Source organism: Romboutsia maritimum, from assembly GCF_002251085.2.
Taxonomy (GTDB): domain Bacteria; phylum Bacillota; class Clostridia; order Peptostreptococcales; family Peptostreptococcaceae; genus Romboutsia_B; species Romboutsia_B maritimum.
On record NZ_NOJZ02000009.1, the window covers coordinates 42,168 to 64,284 of the forward strand.

Here is a 22,117-nt window from a genome sequence, read left to right on the forward strand (position 1 = left end):
ATTTTTAATAAATGCTTGACTATATATAATATTAGAGCTAAAATTTAATTAGAATTATATAGTGAATAGATTTTATATTTGAAAATATAATGAAATTATTAAGTCAGAAGGCTTCATTGCCTTCTGGCTTTTTTGATTTTCTATTCAACTGTACAAATCCCTATAAGGTTGATAGTTAAATTTAACATTTAATCCTTATTCTACTTTCCCCAAAAGTAGGAATATACCAAATTTTGAGTTGTCTTGAATTATATAACAAGGCAACTCTTTTTTTATACAATATATAAAAAAAAGCTACCTTAAATTCCTTTTTTAAGATAACTTCTTTCCTTTTTTCTATTTTATTTTACTTTACGAATTTATTAATAAAGTCAATCATTTTAAGCTTTAATATTCCAGCATAATCTACGATTTGTACTATTTGATTATTATTGTCTGTTTGATAATTAAAATTCGAAATTTTAATATTTAGATTTTCTTCATCTTTCTCTATAATATATCCTGCATCCATAGTATTTGAAATTTCTAAATCCCCAAAATCTAAATTATCACCTTGTATATTCTCACCACTTGCACAGATTATTTCTTTTGAACAATTACTTCCATCAACTGCAAATGGTATATATATATCTTTAGTTTCTTGGTTCTCTGATTTTATAAATAGTCTATTTGTAATTTTACTTTTCTCAATTTTTATAGGAATTAAATTTGATTCTACAACTTCATCTAAATTTTCTTTTGTAGTTTTTATTAAGCTTTCTATATCAAATTTACTAGAATCTATCTTTAGGATATTTAATGTTTCTAAGTTTTCTTTTGGTATATATTTCTCTACATTAGAAAACACATCATAGACATCTTTTATTTCATATCCTTTTTTTATATAGTTATTTTTTATCTCATATTCTTCATCAAATTCTTTAATCAATTTATTTAATTCTTCTTTAGTTTGAGAATTTTTTATACTAATAACAAATGGTATTATCTTACTTGGCTTCATTAAAAACATTTCTAACGGTTTCATCGTTGCATTTGCTTCAATTATATCTCCCTCTTCAAATGCAACTTCTATCCCATCTTCTAAAAATGCAACTTCTACTTCCATTTCATAATCTTCTTCATTTATTTCATTAGTTCCAACTGGATACATTACTATTAATTTACTTTTGTCGTATACATATCCAAATGAAAAATCTATCTCTAATTGTTTTTTCATATTTTTCCCCTTTTCTCTTAATTATCTTATTTAAAATTATTCTCTTTCTTTTGTTGAGCTTGATTTTATAAGTTTTATATGTCTCATTATAAAATAAACTTCCATAGTCATGGCTAAGCATGCCATTATTCTTGTAGTTATATCAGTTGTGTCTATTGCAAAGTTAAAGAAATACATAACTAACAATGTATCTATTAATATTATAATCAAGTCTAAGATTTTCATTATGTCTCTCCTAATTTTTCAATTTAATTTAAATAAAAATAACCCTGATGTTAAAAATCAGGGTTTATTTTATAATCGTTATAATATCAAAATTAAATTGTTTAGTCAATTAAATTTATTGCATTATACTTTCTTTTTCTTTCATTGAATTAATCATATTTGTTACTATTGAATCGAACATTTTTTCAGTATCTTTATCTGTTATAGATCCATTTATAGATATATTACCTATACTACTTATCATAGGTAATTCTCCTAGTAAATTCAGGTTCATTTTATCTAAGAATTCAATATTTTTTTCTCCATCAAATATTTTAATTTTCTTATTACAATCTGGACATTGTATATAACTCATATTTTCTACTACACCAATTATGTCTATATCCATTTTTCTTACCATATTAACTGCCTTTGATACTATCATAGATACCATATCCTGCGGAACTGATATCATTACTATTCCATTAATTGGTATAGATTGCATAACAGTTAAAGGAACATCACCTGTTCCTGGTGGCATATCTATTATCAAATAATCTAATTCTTCCCATAATACGTCTGTCCAAAATTGCTTTACAGCATTAGATATCATTGCACCTCTCCATATTACTGGCTCATTTTCATTTTCTATTAATAAATTTAAAGACATTACTTTTATTCTATCTTTAGTTTCTACTGGGAATATAAACTGTTCAGATGTTTTTGCTTTTTCATTTTTTATTCCCAAAAGTCTAGGTATACTAGGTCCTGTTATATCAGCATCTAATACACCTACTTTATATCCTTTTTTACTTAAATTTTTTGCGATTAATGCTGATATAGTAGACTTTCCAACGCCACCTTTACCACTCATTACACCAATAACATTTTTTATATTATTCATTGTATTATTTTCTACTGCACAACTTGATTTATCTTTGCTACATGATCCATTTGATGGACATGAGTTACAATTTGACATACAATTCGCCCCCTTATTTTCCTTAATATTCCCTTAAAGTAAATGTTAAACTCTTTTAATCTCTTTGTCAAATTTTACATTATACTTTTTTATTCTTTACAAATATATCTTTTTATTATGTCTGTATATTACATATACTATGATTAATAATAGTTTTTAAAGGAGACTAATTTAATGACACATAATTTTAAAAATTTAAAGCATAAAATTATAGAATATATAAAGTTTAATATTATAGGTATATCTAATTTTTTAATATCACAAATGGTTTATCTTTTATTATTTTTAAAATTAAAATTAAATTATATACTAGCATATACTATCACAAGTGTATTAAGTATTATTGCTGCATATTTTTTAAATTCTAAATTTACTTTTAAAGAAAATAAGCTTTCTTTAAAAAAATTCTATCTAACTGGATTAGTTTATATTTTTGAATACATACTAAATTTAGGCATTATTATACTCATGATTAAATATCTAAGTTTTAGTAAAATAATTGCTCCTCTAATTGCGCCTTTATTTTCTACTCCTCTAATATTTTTCTTAATGAGGTTTGTAATTAAGAAAAAATAGACTAGCTAAAAATAGCTGTATCAAAATAAATTTTATTATTTGATGCAGCTTATTTGTCTAAATTATATGTATATATCTGAAAATTCTACATTAATACGTTTAGACTGAGATTGATTACATATAATTTCTGAATTTAAACCATCTGATTCTACTAATTTATTAGGGATACTTATTATAAATTCACTTCCCTCACCTAATACACTATCAACCTGAATATATCCACCATGTATCTCAACTAATGATTTCACTAATGATAATCCAATACCACTTCCTTCTCTTTCTTTTTTTATTTTACCCTTAACTTGTTCAAATCGTTCAAATATATTATATAACTTATCATTTGGTATCCCAATACCTGTGTCTTTAATTTTTATTTTTACGTACTTTTCATCTTCACAATTAATATATACATTAATTGAACCATTAGGTTTATTAAATTTAACCGCATTTGAAAGGAGATTTAGTATAATTCTCTCTATTTTTTCTGCATCAAATCCTATTATTTTTTCTTCCAAATCAGTATCAAATACTATTTCCATACTATTCCTACTAACAAAATCAGAAACAGACATGCATATTTCCTCTACAAAGCTTATTATATTTCCATTTTGAGGCGTATATATAAAATATCCAGAATCTATTTTAGTCATATCAATAAGATTATTTACTAATTTCAACATTCTAAATCCATTTTGCTGCATTATACCCATATACTTAAAAAAGTACTCTCTAGTTTCTACATCTAGTTTTTCAATTTTCAAACTTAGTACTTGTATAGCACTTAGAACTAAATTTATAGGTGTTCTTAATTCATGAGATATATTTGCAAAAAAGTCTAATCTTAGTTGTTCCATTTCTTCTTCAATTTGCTTTCTTTTTGTTGCATCACTAATTATACCTATTCTTTTTACAGTGTTATCGTTTTCATCTTTTATAGGTACAAATTTTACCCATACCCACTTGTCTTCTTTTTTGATGTTCTTTAATTTTGCAGTTACTTCCATAGGTGTATCAAATGAATCAAAATCTTTGTTTACTATATTTCTATCATAAAAATAATCTGCAAGATAATTTATATCTTCATATAATTTATCCGGATTTGATTCAAATAAATTTTCAAAGGAAGGACTCACATAAATTGCTTTTTTTCTATCTCTTATAATAAATACTGACTCACTATAACTTACTATTTCTTGAAAGTTAGTTTCATTTTTTTCAATATTTTCTTTTAATTTAATCTTATCTGTTATATTTATTGCAGTACCTAATACTCCCAAAATTTCCCCATATTTATTTTTATATTGCCACTTTGTACATTGCAAATATATTTTTTCCTTTTCTTTTGTTATCCATACTTCTTCGCATCTATGAACAATTCCATTTTTTATAACTAATTTATCATTCTCCATAAAACCTTTTCCCGTTTCTTCTCCCCATATCTCAATATCTGTATTTCCTATAACATCAGTATACTTACAATCTAATAATTCTAGATATTGCTCATTTACATCTGTATATCTTCCATCTAAATCCTTAATCCATGTACATACAGGTGCAGTTCTTAGAACTCCAGATATTTTCATGTTTGTTTTGTTATCTTCCTTGTTTATAGTTATAGCGAATTCATCCTCACAAACCCTATAAATATCTATATTCATACACTTATTTGTTTTTGATATGTATTTCTCTAATTTACACATTTCATTTATCATTGCATTTTTAAGAACAGAATCTAAGTTTATATATATATCTTGTTCTTCTAATATTTTCAATACTTCTAATACACTCTGTGATTTTAATTTTATTGTTTGTTCAAAAGATTTATTAAAGTCTAATATAATCAAATCGATATATTTACCATTTTTATCTTTTAAAGCCTTTCCTCTGAAATATATAATATCACTATTTTTTAAAATTTTCTCATATATATCATTTCCCATATAATACCCCTTAATTATTTAAAGTTTATCCTATATTATAGATAATAACATAAAAAGCCCTCATATTTGAGAGCTTTCAACATTTTAGTTATATTTTTTTATTAATTTTTTACTTACAATCTCTATATATGTTTCTAATCCTCTGACAAATATTCCAATCATTATAACTATGCCTAAGACACCTGATATAGGATATATAAAATTAACTAATAACGCAAAATTTAACCGTCCTCCTAAAAAACCTATTATACTACTCATAATCGCTATTTGTGTAAATTTTTTAGTTTTCTCTTTTGCAAAGCTACTACATACACTCCATAACAATGGTACTGCTGTTGTATAAATCCCTGCTATTAATAGCATAGAAAATATAATACCTACTATAGGGCCTATTTTATCTGCCATATATAGTGTTGGTATTTCGGTTATATACATATTCTCTATATCAGACATAATTCCTAGGTTTAATACTATTGCTGCTGTCATAAATATGACTCCACCTAGTATCCCTCCTAATACACAGTTTTTTCTACTTTTAGCTGTTGAACCAACCCCTACTAAAAAAGGTGTTACAATTATTATATTAAGTCCACTATATATAATTCCTGTCAACCACCAGCTATTTACAGCTTTTGTCATATTTAAATTAGATATTATTTCATTTATACAACAAAAACTTTCATAATTTCTAACTATAGTTATCATCCCTATTCCTAAAGATATAATTATAATAACCGGACCTATATTACCTAATATTGCTATAATTTTATTCATTCCTAATAATATTGATCCTAGTGATAATATCACTAATATCAAACTACCTAAGGTCTTACTTATACCATAATATTGATTTATTGCAGCTCCTGCCCCTGAAATCATAACAATAAAACTTGATAGCAAAAATATAGGCATAAATAATTTTAAAAATTTACCAATCGAATTTCCACATAAATATGTAAATATACTATTATTTGACTTTAAATTTTTACTCTTACCTATATCTAATAATCTTGCACCGCAATATGATAATAAAACCATGCAAATTATACTTGATAGAATACTAATCAATCCATGTGCTGAAAAAAATTGCATTATTTCTTGACCTGTCGCAAATCCGGAACCTATACATACCGATATATATGTTCCTGCAAACTTTATAATTTCGCTCAAGTTATCTCTTTTGCTCAATTAAAAAATCCCCCTTCTATTTTATAATTATTGTTCTCATTAATTATATATATGCCAAGAAGTATTAATTAATTATATTTTCAAGCTAGAATATTGTTTTGACTTAAAAATATAATAAAAAAAAGGGGTTGTCTTAAAATTTCATTTTAAGGCAACCCCTTTATCTGTTTTAATTTTAATTTGATTTTTTATTTATTTTATTACTTTTATCATTATAGATTCTCTTTATCATAAATACTAACACGATTAAAGCAAATAATATCATCAATCCTACCATTATATCTTTTGCCGAACCAGTAAGCATCCCTCCTACATAAGAATATACTACTGTTGCAGGAAGTTGTCCTATTCCTGTTGCTATGAAAAATGATATAAAACTCATTGATGTTAAACCTGATGCATAACTCACAATATCAAAAGATATAAATGGAAGTAATCTAGATATTAATATTGTATGTTTACCGTATTTTCCAAAAAATTCATCTATACTATCTAATTCATACTTACTTGTAAGTTTTTCAACTACTTCTCTTCCTAAAAATCTAGCTATATAAAAACATAATGCTGCACCTACCATAGAACTTAACCATGATAAAATCGTACCACGTACCCATCCAAATAAAGCTGCATTTACAAATGTTATTAAAAATGCAGGAAGTGGTGCTATAACTGATTGTAATATCATAAGTAAAAATGATATAAGTGGTGCTAACCTTCCAAATGAAAGTATATATTCCTTTATAGCTTCTATATTAAGCATTCTTAAATAAAATATCATTTGATTTATATTTTGCTTAATTTTAGGTATAAACAAATATATGCCTATAACTAAAAGTACTACACTTATTTTTATTAATAATTTTTTTACTTTTTTCTCTATTTCAATCACCTTCTGTATTATTTTGATACTTCATTAGCATCATCAGCTGCCCATTCATAATATGACGAATCATAATTTCTAATATTTTTAAATCCTGCATCTTTAAGAATTAAAGCCATATGAGCAGATCTTATTCCAGCTGTACAATATGTAACTATTTTATCTGTTTTTTCTATATTATTTTCTTTCATCATTAATTCTATCTCTTTAGTAGATTTTATTGTTCCATCTCCATTATATAGCATATTAAATGGTATATTTATAGAGTTAGGTATATGACCACCTCTTTTTTCTCCAAATTTAGTAGCACCATCATATTCATCTTTTTCTCTAGTATCTATTATTTTAACTTCACTTATTTCTTTCTTTAGGTCATCTGTAGTTATGTTCATTTCATTATTTATTTTTTCTATTTCTATATTTCCTTTTACTACTTCATTGTTATCTTTTGTTGTTTCCTTATTCTCAGAACTCCATAAATCAAATCCACCGTTTAACATTCTTGCCTTTATTCCTGCATTTTGTAAACACCAAACTATTCTTCCATCTTCTCCCCATCCATTTTTGTTAGCATATACTATAACTTCACTATTCTCATTTATTCCAACTTCTTTAAGCACTTTTGTTAACCCTTGTTTGTCTAATAATGTTCCCCAATCTTTATCTCCTGCTTTTCCTTGCATTTTAGCTAAACTTTGCCATGCTACATTTTTAGCTCCTGGTATATGTGATTTTTTATAATCATCCTCGCTTCTTCCATCTATTATTACTAACTTCTTATTATCTTTAATATTTTTTTCTAACCAACTTATACTTGTAAAATACTCTGTATTATCACTTGTATAATCATCTTTTGTTGTACTATCTAATGTCTGTTCACTCTTAGTTGCATTTTTCGCTGAATTTGTATTTTTATCATTCATAGAACAGCCTGCAAATATACTACTGACCATTATCATCGATAATATTACTGATATTTTTTTGTTTATTATTTTCATTTTTATCCTCCATAATTTTAATTACTTTGTTTCAATATGATTTTTTAATACTACAATATGTATAAAATACATCTTAAATATTCAAATATAATTTATAAAATTAACAATTTTTATCTTCGTAAATATTTTAACATATTGAAGGTTGTAAATTTTAATTAAATCAATCATATTTTTTTATAATTAACTATTTATATATAGCTTTTTTCTATAATTATTTAATCTAACATCAATAACATTTTTAAAATCATATTACTCAATTTTTTGTTATAAGTCAAAAAAGAGTAGATTTTTCATAATTGAAATCTACTCTTTTTTTGATTTATTTTAAATAATTTTAGTATTTATTTTTTAAATGCTTCTTCTTTTAAAATATCTGCTTTATCCGTTTTTTCCCAAGGTAAATCTAATTCAATTCTTCCAAAGTGACCGTAAGCTGCTATATTTTTATACATTGGTTTTCTTAAATCTAAATCTCTTATTATTGCTCCTGGTCTTAAATCAAAATGCTTGTTTATAAGTTCTACTAATAATTCATCTTTAACTTTACCTGTTCCAAAAGTATCTACAAATATAGATAATGGTTTAGCAACACCTATTGCATATGCAAGTTCTATTTCACATTTGTCTGCAAGTCCTGCTGCTACTATATTTTTTGCAACATATCTAGCTGCATATGCTGCTGATCTATCAACCTTTGTAGGGTCTTTTCCTGAGAATGCTCCTCCTCCATGTCTAGAGTATCCTCCATAAGTATCTATTATAATTTTTCTTCCTGTAAGACCTGTATCACCTTGAGGCCCACCTATTACAAATCTTCCTGTTGGATTTATATAAATTTTTGTTTCTTCATCTAGTAAATTAGATGGTATAACTTCTTTTATAACCTTTTCTATTAAATCTGTTCTAATTGTTTCATTATCTACATCTTCACTATGTTGTGTAGATATAAGTACTGTGTGAACCCTTTTAGGAATATTTCCATCATATTCAACAGTAACTTGTGTTTTTCCATCTGGTCTTAAATATCCTAAAGTTTCATTTTTTCTAACTTCTGTTAACTTTCTAGCTAATTTATGAGCTAAAGATATAGGTAGTGGCATTAATTCTTCTGTTTCGTTACATGCAAAACCAAACATTATACCTTGGTCTCCTGCTCCAACTTTTTCTATTTCATCTTCTGTTTGCTCACCAATTTTATTTTCTAATGCTTCATCTACACCCATAGCTATATCACCTGATTGCTCATCTATTGATGTTATAACTCCACAAGTATCACAATCAAATCCATATTTAGCTCTATCGTATCCAATTTCCCTAACTGTATCTCTAACTATTTTTGGTATATCTACATAAGCTTTTGTACTTATCTCACCTGCAACAAGAACAAGACCTGTTGTAACTGTAGTTTCACATGCTACTCTTGATAAAGGATCTTTTTCTAATAATGAATCTAATATAGCATCTGATATTTGGTCACATATTTTATCTGGATGACCTTCTGTAACTGATTCCGAAGTAAATAAATGTCTAGCCATTTTCATTTCACCTTTCTTTTTTTGATTTTTATATTAATTTTCCTTTTTCTACATTGTCTGATGTTACTAAAGATAATTCTCTAAGAATTTTGCAAGCTGTTACGGTAGAAATATTAGCATTATCATAGTCTGGACTTAATTCCACAATATCACATCCTACTATTTCCACATTAGAATTCTTAAGTATTCTAAAAACATTTTCGAATTCTTTATATGTAACTCCTCCCGGTTCTGGAGTTCCTGTTCCTGGGAATATAGACGGATCAAGTACATCTAAATCTATAGTTAAATAAATTTTCTTACCATCTAATTTTGATATAATTTTTTCAAAAGTAATTATATTACTAACTTCCATATACGTATGTTTTTCTTTTAATGCAAAATTAAATTCTTCTTTAGTTCCTGATCTTATACCAAATTGAAAAATCCTATTGTCTCCTATAATGTCCCAAATTCTTTTTATAACAGTTGCATGAGAATTTTCGTTATTATTATACTCTTGTCTTAAATCCGTATGTGCATCAAAATGAATTACATAAATATCATTAAATTTTTCATAGACTGCTTTAAAAGCTGGTAATGTAACTAAATGTTCTCCACCTATCATAAATGGTATCTTATTATCATTTACAATCTCTTTTGTAGCATCATATATTTCATTTAATACTTTTTCAGTATTTCCTATACTTAAGTCTAAATCGCCTATATCACATACTTTATAATCTTCTAAATCTAATTCAAGAAGCGGACTATAAGTCTCAAGTCCATAAAATTCCCTTCTCATTGAAGTACTAGCAAACCTAGTTCCTGGTCTATTTGAAGTCGTTCCATCAAATCCAACACCAAATACTATTACATTTGATTCTTCATATGAATTTTCCATTTCCATAAATGTATTTAAATGAAAAAATTTATTCATTTGCATTTAACATCTCCTTAACATATTGAGGCAACATAAATGCTCCAAAGTGAATATCACTATTATAATATTTTGTCTTTAATTTTAAATCTTCCCATTTTTCTCTGTTTTGATCTTTTACTGGATCAAATTTTTTAGATGCAAATCCAAATAACCAATGTCCTGACGGATAAGTTGGAATATGAGCTTGATAAACTTTAGCTATAGGGAATAAATTATTTATTTTATCATATGCTCTTTTCATTTCTTTAGCATTAAAGTCAAAATATGGACTTTCATTTTGATTTACAAGTATACCTTCATCTGTTAAAATTCTATAGCAATCATTATAGAAATCTACAGAAAACAATCCTTCTCCTGGTCCTATTGGGTCTGTAGAATCAACTATTATTAAATCATAAGATTTATCTTTAGAATTTTTAACAAACTCAACTCCATCTTCAAAGTATAGATTTACCCTTTTATCTGATAACTTACACGCACATATATCTATATATTCTTTTGATACATCTACTACCATTTTATCTATTTCAACCATATCTATCTTTTCAATTTGAGGATAACGACTTAATTCTCTCACAGTTCCACCATCGCCACCGCCTATAACTAACACATTTTTCACATTCATATTAGTAGCCATTGGAACATGAACAATCATATCATGATATATAAATTCATCTTTTTCTGTAACCATCATAAGACCATCTAATGTAAGAAATTTTCCAAACTCTTTACTTTCAAAAACATCAACTTTTTGAAAATCTGATTTTCCACTAAATAATTGCTTTTCTACTTTTATTGAAAAACGTACATTATCAGTCCACTCTTCTGTATACCAAAATTCCATATTTATATCTCCTTATCTATTGATTTTTCAATATTTATTTTAATTGCTAATTTGCATATTTTGTATTTATATGGTAAAATATTAGTTCGATTTTATATTTTTATTTTATATTTATATTTAGGTATTTATTACTTATATATCTTCTGGTTTATGTGTAATAGTACCTAAATCTTTTTTTGCATGTTTTCTTATTTTAGCTGTTAATCCTCTTGGAATTTCCATTGATTCACTTCTTTCAGATTTTAATAATTCCTCTAATAATTCAAAACTTTTCCATGGATCTATATCTCCACAAGTAAAGAAGTCTACAGCTGCATATCCATATTCCGGCCATGTGTGTATAGTTAAATGAGATTCTGCTATTATAACAGCACCCGAAACCCCCCATGGATTAAAATGATGAAAAACTGAATCGACTATTGTTGCTTTAGCGTTTAATGCTGCTTTATTCATATATTTTTCTATAGTGTCTGGATTTCTAAGTATTTCTTCATCACAGTTATAATATTCTACTAATATGTGACGACCTAATGTCTCCAATTTCATATTAATCACGCTCCTTATTTTTTACATTTTCATCTTATTTAATCACAAGTACTGTTTCTAATTTTTTGTCTTTCATATCTGTTAAATAAGCATTATTTTCCTTTAATAACTCTATATATTCTATAATTTCCTGTGTTATTAACTCTCCTGGTGCTACTATTGGTATTCCTGGTGGATATGCCATTATAGACTCTGCACAAATCCTATTTACACATTTTTTTATATCTATACTTTCTTTAGCCGAATAAAATGCTTCACGTGGATTTAATTTTGTTATAGGATTTATTTGTTTTATATCTATTTGTTTAAATAACTCCTCTTTACTTTGCATACTAGCTATTATTTCTATAGATTTTATTAAATTATCTATATTCTTTTTAGTTGTTCCTATTGATACTAAAACTAAAATGTTATATAAATCTCCTAGTTCTGCTTGAACAGAAAAATTTTTGTATAATAAGTCATACACTTCAAATCCTGTACGGTTAAGGCCTTTAACATTTATACAAAGTTTAGTTTCATCTATAAATTTAACACCATCTTTTTCTATCAACTCCGTTGATAGAACTTTTATTCCTTTTATTTTGTTTAATCTATCTTTTGCATATTTTGCTAAACTTAATGCCTGAGACAATTGTTGTTCTCCATTTAAAATTAAATTTGCTCTAGCTCCATCTATACTTGCCATTAATAAATAAGATGCTGATGTTGATTGAAGCATATTTATAGATTGTAATACTTTTTTGTAATCTATACTTTTTTTATTAATAAGTAATGCTGAGGCTTGTGTCAAAGCTCCTCCTGTTTTATGAATACTAACTGCTGACATATCAGCTCCCATTTCCATACTTGATGGAGGTAATTCTTTATGAAATTTAAAATGTGCTCCATGAGCTTCGTCCACTAAAACTAATATATCTTTTTCATGACAAATATTTATTATTTCTTTTAAATCAGTGCATGCACCATAATAAGTTGGATTTAACACAAATATAGCTTTTAAATCTTCTTCTTTGTCTATAATATCTTTTACTTTTTGGGGACTAATATTCAAACTAATACCTAAATAATCATCAAATTCTGGTTGAATAAATACAGGTATTCCTCCTGTTAATATAAGTGCATTAATTACTGATTTGTGTATATTTCTAGGAATTAATACTTTATCTCCAGGATTTATAGTACTTAAAATCATTGCATGTATGGCTTGTGTTGTTCCATTAGTTATAAAAAATGCTTCATCTGCTTTGTATGCATCTGCTAATAATTTTTGAGCTTCTTTTATAACCCCGTTTGGATTTGCTACATTGTCCATAATAGGAGATGAATTTATATCCATTCTCATAATATGTTCTCCAAAGTATTGATTTAAGATTTTCACTCCTTGATCTTTTACATGACCAGGAACATCAAAACAATCTATATCTCTTTCAGAGTATGATTTTAAAGAATTTAATAATGGAATTTCATCTATATTAACACTAACCAAGTTTTTAAATTCATTACTTATAGTAGTCAATTCATTACCTCCTTTTCATATTATTCTTAAGTTTTCTTACTATTAAATACTTATTTAAATTAATATTTATAACTTTTAAATTTACTTTTATTAAACTCACTCAGTCTATTATATTAAGATTTTATTTTTTTTTCAACCATTTTTTTTATTTTCTTTTATTTTCTAATACAAGTATTTTCAACTAGAAATAGTATAACCTTTTTTTCATGTTTATATTATTTTTTTTAAAGTTTAGTATAACTAATCTTTTTAAAAATATCAATTTTTAATTTTTAGCATTTTATTTATAATTTTCAATGTTTTTCCAATAATTCCAGTTTAATATTTGAAAATTAAAAGTATACTTTAATTAAACTTTTCTTGTAAATTCAAAATTACAATTTCACAAAAAACAAAAAAGGTTTAGAAGTTATTTTCCAATAACTTCTAAACCTTTTTTTAATCTAATTAACCTTGAACTAAATTTCCTTCTAAACTTGAATTATATTGATCTAAATCTAAATCATTTTCACACTTCGCTATTATAAGAGTACAAACATTATCTCCCATAACATTTACAGTTGTTCTAAACATATCTATTATTCTTTCAACTCCCATTATAAGACCTATACCTTCTAATGGTAGACCTACTGATTGTAATACCATTGATAACATTATCATACCCACTCCAGGAACTCCCGCTGTTCCAATTGAAGCTAATGTCGCTGTAAGCACTATTGTCATCATATCATTTATTCCTAAATCTATCCCGTATATTTGAGCTATAAATAAAGCTGCTACCCCTTGCATTATAGCTGTTCCATCCATATTTATAGTTGCACCCATTGGTATTGTAAATGATCTCGTACTTTTACCTACACCTAATTCCTCCATTATTTCTAAACTAGCTGGAACAGATGCATTACTAGAAGCTGTAGAAAATGTAATTGCTGCTACTCTAGTAAATTTCTTAATAAAAGGTGCTATACTTTGCTTTGTTAATAATTTAAATAATCCTCCATATACAACTGATATATGAACCAACATACCTAATAAAACTACTCCTACATATTTTAATAGTGCGAATATAGCTTCTGTACCAGTTGTTGCAAATGTTGTAGAAACTAATGCAAATACACCATATGGAGCAAATAACATAATTATATTTACCATTTTCATACATATTTCATTTAAACTTTCAAATATATTTCTAACTATATCTGCTTTTTGTCCAATCATACTCATTGCAATTCCTATAAGTACTGCAAAGAAAATAACTTGTAACATTTCACCACTAGCAAGTGATTGTATAGGGTTTGAAGGTATTATATTAAGTATTATTTCTACTATAGACTTCGACTCTCCAATAGCAACTTTACCCGTAACCATACTACTCATATCTAGTCCCATACCTGGTTTTAGTAATATTCCTAATGCTAAGGATGTAATTATTGCTATAGCTGTAGTCCCTAAATAGAATAACATTGTTTTTCCACCAATTCTTCCTAGTTTGTTTATGTCCCCCATAGAAGACGTTCCACATACTAATGAAACAAATACAAGAGGAACAACCATCATTTTAATTGCTGATGTAAATCCTGTTCCTAATACTTTTAATACTCCATCTAGTATTATAGTATTTTTTATATATCCATCAGGAATTGATTTTAATATCAATCCAAATATGAATCCTAGTAATAATCCCGTTAAAATTTTCGTTGTTAATGTCGTTTTTTTCTTCATCATAGTTCCTCCTTATTCGAACTTTTTTTTTGCTTATATTTTATATTATACACTATTTTATTTATATGTACATAAAAAAATTAACTTTGCACCTTTTACTTTAGTCTTTTTGTTTATCTTTTTATGCATTATAGTCGTTTTACTTTATTTTATAAAGCTTATTAATTTTACACACACGTATTCCATATTAATACCTTAAAAATTTGTTATTTATGAAGTTTTTCCTATTTAAATATTAAGCGAGGATGTAATTAGATTTATTTTTACATAAATATATCTACATCCTCGCTTAATATGTTTTTGTACTCTAAAATTATTATATACTAAGATTTATATCTTACTAATTAAAAAGGAATTTCATCCTCTAATTCTTCAAATACTTCTGTAGCATTATAATGTTTATTTTCTTTATTTGTATCTGAAGTATATTTAGAATCTAAAAAATTAAAATTATATGCTCTAACCTTAGTGAAAATTTTATTTTCTCCGTTGATTGTTTGATAATTATCCACTAATAAACTTCCCTCTACACCTATTCTTTTTCCTTTTGTTACATATTTGCTGCAAATTTCAGCTTTCTTTCCCCACATTTCTATTTTTATAAAATCAGTCTTCTTCACTCCATCTTTATCTTTATATCGTCTATCTACTGCCATAGTGAATTCTGTGACTGAACTTTGCGAGTTACCTACATACTTTAACTCTGGATCTTTAGTTAATCTTCCTACTAAAATAACATTATTCATATAAATCACCCTTTATATTTATATTTTAATAAAAGTCTAACCAAACATTAGTTCTTATATACATATATTCATAAAATATTATAAAAAACTTTAATTACTATTTTTTCATAAAAATAAGACTACTTTAAAAGCAGTCTTATTTTTATTTTTTTATTTTTTATCATCACTTAAAACTTCTTTTATCCCTTTAAAAGTCCCTAGCAAATTAACTGTATCAGATGGTAATACCAATTTAGTTGCATTTCCTTGTGCCATTTTTTCTAAAGCTTCCATAGATTTTAATGCTAACATATTTTCATCAATATTAGATTCTTTCATTGCAGTAAATACTTCTCTAAGACCTTGTGCCGTAGCCCTTTGAACTTTTACTATAACTTGTGCCTCTCCTTCTGCTTTAGCTATAGCTATTTGTTTAATTGATTCAGCTTCACCTTGTGATCTTAATATTGCTGCTTCTTTTTCTCCTTCTGCTTCACGAACCATAGCTTCTTTTTTAGCTTCAGCTCTTAATATTGAAGCTTGTTTTTCCCCTTCTGCTTGTAAAATCGCAGATGCTTTATTTCCCTCTGCCTGTAATATAGATTCTCTTCTTTCTCTTTCTGCTCTCATCTGCTTTTCCATAGCAACTTGAATATCATGAGGTGGCATTATATTCTTTAATTCTACTCTATTTATTTTTATACCCCACTTGTCTGTTGCTTCATCTAGTATAGATCTCATCTTCGTATTTATTACATCTCTAGATGTTAATGTTTCATCTAAATCTAATTCCCCTATAATATTTCTTAAAGTTGTTGCTGTTAAGTTTTCTATTGCTGTAATTGGATTAGCGATTTCAAACACATATCTAACAGGATCTGTAATTCTATAATATACAACCGTATCAATTTGCATAGTAACATTATCCTTTGTTATAACTGGTTGTGGAGGAAAATCAACTACATTTTCTCTTAAATCAATCATATATCTCATAGTATCAATAAATGGAACTAATACATTAACTCCTGTTTCTGCAACTTTATGAAACTTTCCTAGCCTCATTATAATGCCTACTTTAGATTGCTTTACCACTCTTACGCAACTTAATCCTATAGCTACTGCCGCTATGATTAAAACTAATAATCCTATAAAAGTAAATCCCATAAAACTTATTTCTCCTTTATTTTAAATTTTATTCATTAGTAGCATACTTAACTACTAATTTTACCCCCTCTATTTTTACCACTTCAACTGAAGCGTCTTGTTCTATGACTTCATTATAAAAAGATATAGCTGTCCATTCCTCGCTATCTAAAACTACTATACCTGTTTTATTGGGTAAAATTTCTTTTTTTACATATCCTCTCTTTGAAATTATTGCTTGAAGGTTTGTATTATATTTATGATTTTCGTCTTTTTTAACCATTTTTCTAGTTGCTATAGTCAAAAGGCTTATAGAAATTATTGCAAATAAAAATATCTGCATTATTATACTATTTATAAATCCACTTAAAAATATTAATATAACAGCACCTATGCTAAACCATATTAAAGTTAAGCTTGGTGTTAATAATTCTCCTATTCCAAACAAAACCGCTACTATCAACCAAATTAGCTTCATATTTTTCCTCCCTTCCTAAACATATTTTAGATTTAAGTCTTTATATTGTGTAATTCAAATTATAATTAATAAGTCTATTATTAGTATTATATCAATAACCTTTAAACTATAATATTACAAAGTAATTACAATAAATTTTGGGTTTTTACTTTTTAAAAAATAGTACTAAAAAAGGAGCTGTCTCAAAATAGAATTTTGTGGTTAACCTCCCACTTGGGGTGAGTATAAGTTCTCCTCCATGCAGGTAAAAATCTTTCCTGCAAATGTCGGTGGAACTTATATCTCAACCCTTCGCTAGGTTACTTAACAAAATTATTATACTTTTGAAACAGCCCCTTTCTCTTAAAGGTACATTTTATAAAATTTAATTTTTAAGATAACTTCTTATATAATGATGTATTACTCTTAATTTTCGATTGGTAAATGTAATACAGATGTCAAATATTCATCATTTAATAATTTATCAAAATAACTATGAGCGGACGTATATCCTATTCCATGCCTATTAATATTTTCATCTTTCACTTGATATTCTAAACAAGCTTTTTTAACAGCTTTGTGTCCATTTTTATCTCTAGTTATATATATTACTCTTTTATCTTTATTTACATTATCTAAATATGTGGGTTTTAAGAAATATAAAGCATGCTTTATTTTACCTTGTTCATATAAATTTTGTATAACTTCTCCATTTTTTACATGCATAATATGATCGTCATATTTATAAGAGTGAGCTATATGTGTAACACTTTTATATTTTTTTTCAAATTCTAAAGCAACATTTTCCATAGTATCAAAATGAGTACCTACTTTGCCATCTACTTGTGGTAATATTATGGTATTTGACTCTTTTACACCTAACTTTGTTAGTGCTGCTTTAAATTCATGATTTCTTAAACATTCCTTTTCTTTTCTAGTCAAATTTTCATATTTTTTATCTTTAAATACATTTACACCACTTCCATCTGAAACTAATACTACATATACATTATCACTTCCATTTTGTCTTATAGCTTCTATAATTGCACTTCCTCCCCAAAGTACTTCATCATCTTGATGTTGAGGATAAAATACAACATATTTTTCAAATGTTTTATTATATATCCCTGATATTTTATTACTACAGTCAGTTAACTTATTTGGTTTGTATACTAATAAACCCATACATACTACAATTGATACTACTATCATGGTTTTATAATTAATATTCATTAAGTATGTCAACTCCTCAGCGTATCTATAAATTATAAAAGTAGTATACTTATTATTTGCATTAAAAAAGTATTTATTTGCAATAAAAAAAGTTATTTGATTTTATTATCCTCAAATCAAATAACTTTTTATCTAAAATATAAACATATTATTTTTATTAAATTCTAATAATATTTCATCTCCAATTTCAAAAAATACTTCTTCCTTGCTCTATTTGTTTTTGAAGTAATCCTTAAAGTACCATAGAAATACAAAAGGGACTATTTAAATATATATATATTTAAATAATCCCTTATTTTTTTATTTTTGATTTATAGGTAATATAATTGTAAAAGTACTACCCTTATTCAATTCACTTTTAACTGATATTTCACCTTGATGAAGTTCTACTATTTGTTTTGTTATAGCTAGTCCTAATCCACTTCCACCTTTAGATTCTGAATTAGAATCTATAACTTGATTAAATCTATCAAATATAACTGCTTGATGTTTAGAATCTATTCCTATTCCATTATCTCTTACTATTATAATTACTTTTTCATATAACTCTTTTATAGAAACTTCTATCTTACCTCCTATAGATGTAAATTTAGCAGCATTACTTACTAAGTTCACTATACATCTTTCTATTTCATACTTATCACATTCTATCAATTTTTCTTCTATCTCAGGGTCTATTATAAGTTCTATTCCTTTACTTTCTATATAGTCCTTTAACCCTAGTGCAGTTTCTTCTACAATATATACTATATCATTTTGTTTTATATTTAATTTGTAACTACCATGCTCTATTTTTGTTGTATCAATTATGTTATTTATTAAATTTAAAAGTCTACGAGTATTTTTTATCATTACGCCTAAATGATAACTTATTCTTTCCTTAGAAATGCCTGCTTTATTTTTATTTAACTCTATAATCAATTGTTCAGTTGTTGATATTACATTAAGAGGAGTTCTAAGCTCATGAGATAAATTTACAAAATAATTATTTTTATTTTTTTCTAACTTAATTACTTTTTCATATAAATTTTTATTTTTTTCCATTTCTTCCCTTAACTGTTTAGTTTTTTTATTAACAAGATTGTCTAGTCTTTTTACTTTATTAATATTTAAATAAATTAGCAATATAGCAATTATTAAATATACAATAAATGCCAATGGACTTAACCACGGAGAAGTTTTAATCTTAAATGATACACTGCTTATCTCACTTGTACTTCCATTATAATTTCTAGCAAAAATTTGAAACTTGTATTTACCAGGAGCTAAATTAGTATATATAACCTCATTATTACTAGTCAAATTCCACTTACTATCCACACTACTCATTTTATAAAAATATTGTACGCTCTTGTTATTTTTATAATCTGGAAGAAAATATTTTAAACTTATATTATTTTCACTATATAAAAGTTCTGTGTTATGTATATTTTTATATTTTTCTCCTTTTATATAAAACTCATCAAATTGTACCTTAGGACAATTATCTTGTATTACAATTTTTTCAGGATTAAGTATATTTAATCCATTTATTCCTCCAAATAAAAATTCTCCACTTTTATTCTTATAATATGCTCCTCCATTAAATTCATTACCTTGTAGCCCATCTGTTATATTTAAATTTTTAAATTTTTTATTTTTCTTATCAAATTTAGAAATTCCATTATTAGTACTCATCCATGGATTTCCATGTTTGTCTATTAAAATTCCATATATAGTATCACTAGATAAGCCTTCTTTTCTAGTATATCTCTCAATGTCATTATTAGATTTGCTCAATCTATTTAATCCATAACTAGTTCCTACCCATATATAACCATCATTATCCTCTGTAATCGTTCTTATTGAATTTGAACTTAATTTACCTTTAAAGCTTTTTATTTTTTTGTTTTTAGCATCAATTTTTACTAAACCACCATTTACAAACATACCCAACCAATAATTACCATCACTATCTTCATATATACATTTTACGTTGTAATCATATATGGAATTTTTAGTTAGTATAGGAGTAATATCTCTTATAGTATCATCTTTATCATTAAGTATATTTATACCATTTTTAGTTCCTATCCACAAATAACCTTTACTATCTAAAAAAATACTTCTTATGTTAGAATAATTTATCCCGTCTTTCATATTATATACTTTTATTTGCTTAGTTTTTCTATTGATTTTATTTAATCCATTATCAGTTGCGACCCATATAATATCTCCCTTTCCTAATATATCATTAATACGACCACTACTTAATCCATTTTTCTCATCAATACAGCTCACCTTTTCCGTACTTCTATCAATAAGATTTATTCCATCATCATCAGTTCCAACCCAAGTTAGTTTATCTTCATCTTCATAAATTCCATGTATTGAACTTCCACTTAATGAATTTGTATCAAATTTTTCATGTTGATATAACTCAATTTTATTATTAGGATCAAATATACTAATTCCCTTGTATGTACCTATCCAAATTAAACCACTTCTATCTTCTATAATACTAAAAATATTATTATCAATTAAACTATGGCTGTAATCCTCCGCTTCGTAAACTACAAATTTGCCGTTTTCTTTATACTTTGCAAAACCTTTATCCGTGCATACCCAAACATTTCCATATCTATCTTTTAATATATCTTTAACAAAGTCACTAGGTAATGAATTATTATCGCCTTCTTTATGCGTATATGAAGTTACTTCATTAGTTTTTATATTAATTTTTTCTAGTCCATGTTTAAATGTACCTACCCAAATATATCCTTTATGATCATTATATATTAAATAAACTACTTTATTTTCTATATAATTTTTGCTGCCTTTTTCATTAAAATTATGTATTTTTTTAGTTTTTGAATCTAATTTACATACACCTTCACTAGTCGCTATCCAAAAATCTCCAAATTCATCTTCTTCTATATTATAAGTAACTTGACTAGGTAAAAAATTTTTATCATCAAATATTTTTTTAAATTTATCTTCCTTTTCATCATATACATTTATTCCACCTAATGTAGCAATCATAACCCTTCCATTTTTTGTTATTGATATATCACATATATTAGAATTAGATAAATTTCCTTTATCCTTACTGTTTGTATAATTAGTTATAGAATCATCTTTACTATTTATTTTACTTAAACCATCAGCCGTTCCTACCCATATATTTCCATTTTTATCTTCCTCTATTGATATTATATAATTATTAATTATCGAGTTAGGATTATCTTCATCATGTTTATACACTTTAAAGTTATATCCATCATATCGATTAAGTCCGTCATTAGTACCTAACCATATATATCCTTTGCTATCTTGAATTAAAGTCTCCACACTAGATTGTGATAAACCATTTTCAATAGTTAAATTTTTAAATTGTATATTATCATATGCATCTATAGAATATGTATTATAAAATATAAAAAGAAAAACTATGAAAATCTTTATTGCTATTTTATTTATCATATTTAACCCTTCCCCCAAGGTGAAA

19 protein-coding genes are annotated in these 22,117 nt (G+C 26.0%); 1 reads left to right on the top strand and 18 read right to left on the bottom strand.

Translation table 11 applies throughout. From position 1 onward, the window contains the following. Positions 1-346: 346 nt before the first annotated feature. The 3 genes from CHF27_RS06940 to CHF27_RS06950 all read right to left on the bottom strand — a co-directional run bounded on the left by CHF27_RS06940 (position 347) and on the right by CHF27_RS06950 (position 2,402). Positions 347-1,216: a hypothetical protein gene (locus CHF27_RS06940; RefSeq protein WP_095405872.1), complete on the bottom strand. Its 870-nt coding sequence runs from the start codon at positions 1,214-1,216 to the stop codon at positions 347-349. 36 nt (positions 1,217-1,252) lie between these two features. Further along, complete coding sequence (locus CHF27_RS06945; protein ID WP_095405871.1) at positions 1,253-1,441, bottom strand: hypothetical protein; 189 nt, start codon at positions 1,439-1,441, stop codon at positions 1,253-1,255. A gap of 115 nt (positions 1,442-1,556) precedes the next feature. Next, on the bottom strand, positions 1,557-2,402 hold the full coding sequence (locus CHF27_RS06950) for an Mrp/NBP35 family ATP-binding protein (RefSeq protein WP_095405870.1): 846 nt from the start codon (positions 2,400-2,402) through the stop codon (positions 1,557-1,559). Between the two features lie 174 nt (positions 2,403-2,576). On the opposite strand from CHF27_RS06950, the gene CHF27_RS14730 reads away from it, so the two are divergent. Then, on the top strand, positions 2,577-2,978 hold the full coding sequence (locus tag CHF27_RS14730) for a GtrA family protein (protein ID WP_095405869.1): 402 nt from the start codon (positions 2,577-2,579) through the stop codon (positions 2,976-2,978). A 62-nt stretch (positions 2,979-3,040) separates the two neighbouring features. Here CHF27_RS14730 and CHF27_RS06960 read toward each other — a convergent pair whose 3' ends face one another. The 15 genes from CHF27_RS06960 to CHF27_RS07030 form a co-directional block, all read right to left on the bottom strand. After that, entirely contained in the window at positions 3,041-4,918 is a 1,878-nt protein-coding gene (locus CHF27_RS06960) for a sensor histidine kinase (protein ID WP_095405868.1), read from the bottom strand. A gap of 84 nt (positions 4,919-5,002) precedes the next feature. Then, the gene (locus CHF27_RS06965; protein ID WP_095405867.1) at positions 5,003-6,106 is read right to left on the bottom strand and encodes a YkvI family membrane protein; all 1,104 of its coding nucleotides are present in this window, start codon (positions 6,104-6,106) and stop codon (positions 5,003-5,005) included. A 175-nt stretch (positions 6,107-6,281) separates the two neighbouring features. Further along, a complete protein-coding gene (locus CHF27_RS06970) occupies positions 6,282-6,995 on the bottom strand; it encodes a TVP38/TMEM64 family protein (RefSeq protein WP_330409771.1) in 714 nt (237 codons plus the stop codon). Between the two features lie 8 nt (positions 6,996-7,003). Then, positions 7,004-7,984: a sulfurtransferase gene (locus CHF27_RS06975; protein WP_095405866.1), complete on the bottom strand. Its 981-nt coding sequence runs from the start codon at positions 7,982-7,984 to the stop codon at positions 7,004-7,006. Positions 7,985-8,325: 341 nt separating this feature from the next. Then, positions 8,326-9,519 carry a methionine adenosyltransferase gene (gene metK, locus CHF27_RS06980; RefSeq protein WP_095405865.1) on the bottom strand — a complete coding sequence of 398 codons (1,194 nt, stop codon included), beginning with the start codon at positions 9,517-9,519 and terminating at the stop codon, positions 8,326-8,328. A 28-nt stretch (positions 9,520-9,547) separates the two neighbouring features. Further along, positions 9,548-10,438, bottom strand: a complete 891-nt coding sequence (speB, locus tag CHF27_RS06985) for an agmatinase (RefSeq protein ID WP_408638583.1) — start codon at positions 10,436-10,438, stop codon at positions 9,548-9,550. Then, a complete protein-coding gene (gene speE / locus CHF27_RS06990) occupies positions 10,431-11,285 on the bottom strand; it encodes a polyamine aminopropyltransferase (RefSeq protein WP_095405863.1) in 855 nt (284 codons plus the stop codon). The genes speB and speE overlap by 8 nt, the downstream gene beginning before the upstream one ends. 132 nt (positions 11,286-11,417) lie before the next feature. Further along, complete coding sequence (gene speD / locus CHF27_RS06995; RefSeq protein WP_095405862.1) at positions 11,418-11,831, bottom strand: adenosylmethionine decarboxylase; 414 nt, start codon at positions 11,829-11,831, stop codon at positions 11,418-11,420. Between the two features lie 34 nt (positions 11,832-11,865). Beyond that, positions 11,866-13,350 (bottom strand): aminotransferase class I/II-fold pyridoxal phosphate-dependent enzyme, encoded by a 1,485-nt coding sequence (locus tag CHF27_RS07000; protein ID WP_243444969.1) that lies wholly within the window; start codon positions 13,348-13,350, stop codon positions 11,866-11,868. A gap of 447 nt (positions 13,351-13,797) precedes the next feature. Further along, positions 13,798-15,072: a dicarboxylate/amino acid:cation symporter gene (locus tag CHF27_RS07005; RefSeq protein WP_095405861.1), complete on the bottom strand. Its 1,275-nt coding sequence runs from the start codon at positions 15,070-15,072 to the stop codon at positions 13,798-13,800. Between the two features lie 344 nt (positions 15,073-15,416). Beyond that, on the bottom strand, positions 15,417-15,818 hold the full coding sequence (locus CHF27_RS07010) for a single-stranded DNA-binding protein (protein WP_095405860.1): 402 nt from the start codon (positions 15,816-15,818) through the stop codon (positions 15,417-15,419). A gap of 150 nt (positions 15,819-15,968) precedes the next feature. Next, positions 15,969-16,961, bottom strand: a complete 993-nt coding sequence (locus tag CHF27_RS07015) for an SPFH domain-containing protein (protein ID WP_095405859.1) — start codon at positions 16,959-16,961, stop codon at positions 15,969-15,971. A 28-nt stretch (positions 16,962-16,989) separates the two neighbouring features. Further along, positions 16,990-17,418, bottom strand: coding sequence for an NfeD family protein (locus CHF27_RS07020; protein WP_095405858.1), 429 nt, complete (start codon positions 17,416-17,418; stop codon positions 16,990-16,992). A 405-nt stretch (positions 17,419-17,823) separates the two neighbouring features. Next, the gene (locus CHF27_RS07025; protein WP_243444970.1) at positions 17,824-18,630 is read right to left on the bottom strand and encodes a PIG-L family deacetylase; all 807 of its coding nucleotides are present in this window, start codon (positions 18,628-18,630) and stop codon (positions 17,824-17,826) included. Between the two features lie 300 nt (positions 18,631-18,930). Then, positions 18,931-22,092, bottom strand: coding sequence for a ligand-binding sensor domain-containing protein (locus CHF27_RS07030; protein ID WP_095405857.1), 3,162 nt, complete (start codon positions 22,090-22,092; stop codon positions 18,931-18,933). Positions 22,093-22,117: the final 25 nt, after the last annotated feature.

Coding starts and splice junctions, on each gene's coding strand:
- CHF27_RS06940 (WP_095405872.1), bottom strand. CDS start 1,216: ATGAAAAAACAATTAGAGATAGATTTTTCATTTGGATATGTATACGAC.
- CHF27_RS06945 (WP_095405871.1), bottom strand. CDS start 1,441: ATGAAAATCTTAGACTTGATTATAATATTAATAGATACATTGTTAGTT.
- CHF27_RS06950 (WP_095405870.1), bottom strand. CDS start 2,402: ATGTCAAATTGTAACTCATGTCCATCAAATGGATCATGTAGCAAAGAT.
- CHF27_RS14730 (WP_095405869.1), top strand. CDS start 2,577: ATGACACATAATTTTAAAAATTTAAAGCATAAAATTATAGAATATATA.
- CHF27_RS06960 (WP_095405868.1), bottom strand. CDS start 4,918: ATGGGAAATGATATATATGAGAAAATTTTAAAAAATAGTGATATTATA.
- CHF27_RS06975 (WP_095405866.1), bottom strand. CDS start 7,984: ATGAAAATAATAAACAAAAAAATATCAGTAATATTATCGATGATAATG.
- metK (WP_095405865.1), bottom strand. CDS start 9,519: ATGGCTAGACATTTATTTACTTCGGAATCAGTTACAGAAGGTCATCCA.
- speB (WP_408638583.1), bottom strand. CDS start 10,438: ATGAATAAATTTTTTCATTTAAATACATTTATGGAAATGGAAAATTCA.
- speE (WP_095405863.1), bottom strand. CDS start 11,285: ATGGAATTTTGGTATACAGAAGAGTGGACTGATAATGTACGTTTTTCA.
- speD (WP_095405862.1), bottom strand. CDS start 11,831: ATGAAATTGGAGACATTAGGTCGTCACATATTAGTAGAATATTATAAC.
- CHF27_RS07005 (WP_095405861.1), bottom strand. CDS start 15,072: ATGAAGAAAAAAACGACATTAACAACGAAAATTTTAACGGGATTATTA.
- CHF27_RS07010 (WP_095405860.1), bottom strand. CDS start 15,818: ATGAATAATGTTATTTTAGTAGGAAGATTAACTAAAGATCCAGAGTTA.
- CHF27_RS07015 (WP_095405859.1), bottom strand. CDS start 16,961: ATGGGATTTACTTTTATAGGATTATTAGTTTTAATCATAGCGGCAGTA.
- CHF27_RS07020 (WP_095405858.1), bottom strand. CDS start 17,418: ATGAAGCTAATTTGGTTGATAGTAGCGGTTTTGTTTGGAATAGGAGAA.
- CHF27_RS07025 (WP_243444970.1), bottom strand. CDS start 18,630: ATGAATATTAATTATAAAACCATGATAGTAGTATCAATTGTAGTATGT.
- CHF27_RS07030 (WP_095405857.1), bottom strand. CDS start 22,092: ATGATAAATAAAATAGCAATAAAGATTTTCATAGTTTTTCTTTTTATA.